The following is a 1,375-nucleotide window of genomic DNA, read 5'->3' on the forward strand; positions in this document are numbered from 1 at the left end:
ACCGCTGGCCGCGCTCCCGCGCCCACGCCCGCGTGCCCCGGCGCGACAGCCGTCACCCCCGCTGACGCGGCCGTCGCGCCCGCTGTACCGGACGCCCCGACGGCTTGCCCGGTTCCCGCAGCGTCCACGCCCGCCGACCGAGCCGCTGCCGCGCTCCCCGGCCCAGCGGCGCTCGTCGTGGCGGTCGAGGACGGCTCGCCGGCCTGGGAGGTGGGCCTGGAGCCCGGTTGCTACCTCACCTCCGTCGACGGCCAGCCGTTGCGCGACGTCATCGACTGGCGCTGGCTCGCCTCAGACGACGTCATCACCGTGGGCTACGTCGACCTCGACGGCGAGACGGGCGAGGTCGAGCTCGAGCGCGAGTGCGGCCAGGATTGGGGCGTCACGTTCCGGGGCGTGGTGTTCGACCGCGTCAAGCTCTGCCGCAACGCGTGCGTCTTCTGCTTCATGCGCCAGCTGCCCGAGGGCAGCCGCGCCTCGCTCAGCCTGCGCGACGACGACTTCCGCCTGAGCTTTCTGGCCGGCACCTTCGTCACGCTCACCAACCTCACGGCCGCCGACGAGGCGCGCATCGTCGAGCAGCGCATGAGCCCGCTGCGCGTGAGCCTCCACGCGTCCGACCCCGACCTGCGCCGCCGCATGATCGGCCGTCACGCCCAACACGGGATAGACGCGCTCGACCGGCTGCTCGCCGCCGGCATCGAGGCGCACTGCCAGATCGTGCTCATGCCCGGCGTCAACGACGGCGACGCCCTGCGCGAGACCCTCGAGTGGGCCTACGCGCGACCGGGCATCCTCACCGTGGGCATCGTGCCGCTCGGCTACACGCGCCATCAGGAGCGCCTCGAGCGCAGCTTCGACGCGCCGGACGCCGCCCGCGCCGTGCTCGAGACCATCGAGCCTCTCCAGCGCCGCGCGTTGGCCGAGCGCGGCGAGCCGTGGGTCTTCGCCGCCGACGAGTTCTACCGCAACGCGTTCCTGACCGCCACGCCCGCGCACGTGCCGCCCGCTGCCTTCTACGGCGACTTCGACCTGTTCGAGGACGGCATCGGCATCATCCGCTCGTTCCTCGACGACCTGGCGGCGGCCGAGGCACGCGGCTTGGCGGACGCCGCGGCCCGCGCCATCGACGCGGCTGGGCGCCCGGTGCGCTACGTGGTGGGGGAGGCCATGCAGCCCTGGCTCGACGAGCTGCTGGCGGCCGGCCCCTTGGCTTCCCGTCTCGTGCCCCTTACGGTGGCCAACCGCCACTACGGCGGCAACGTCAACGTCACGGGCCTCCTCGCCGGCCGCGACATCGCCGCCGCCGTCCGCGCCGAGGAGGCCGCCCGCCTCGGTGGCGCTCCGGCCCCGGCCCCCGCCCCCGCCCCCGCGG

The 1,375-nt window shown here is 74.8% G+C and carries 1 protein-coding gene; it reads left to right on the forward strand.

The window, feature by feature from the left end; all coding sequences use genetic code 11:
* Positions 1-177: 177 nt before the first annotated feature.
* A partial coding sequence (locus D1643_RS11005; RefSeq protein WP_160710644.1) for a DUF512 domain-containing protein occupies positions 178-1,375 on the forward strand: 1,198 nt, incomplete at its 3' end.

This window comes from Enterorhabdus sp. P55 (assembly GCF_009911695.1).
Lineage (GTDB): Bacteria > Actinomycetota > Coriobacteriia > Coriobacteriales > Eggerthellaceae > Enterorhabdus.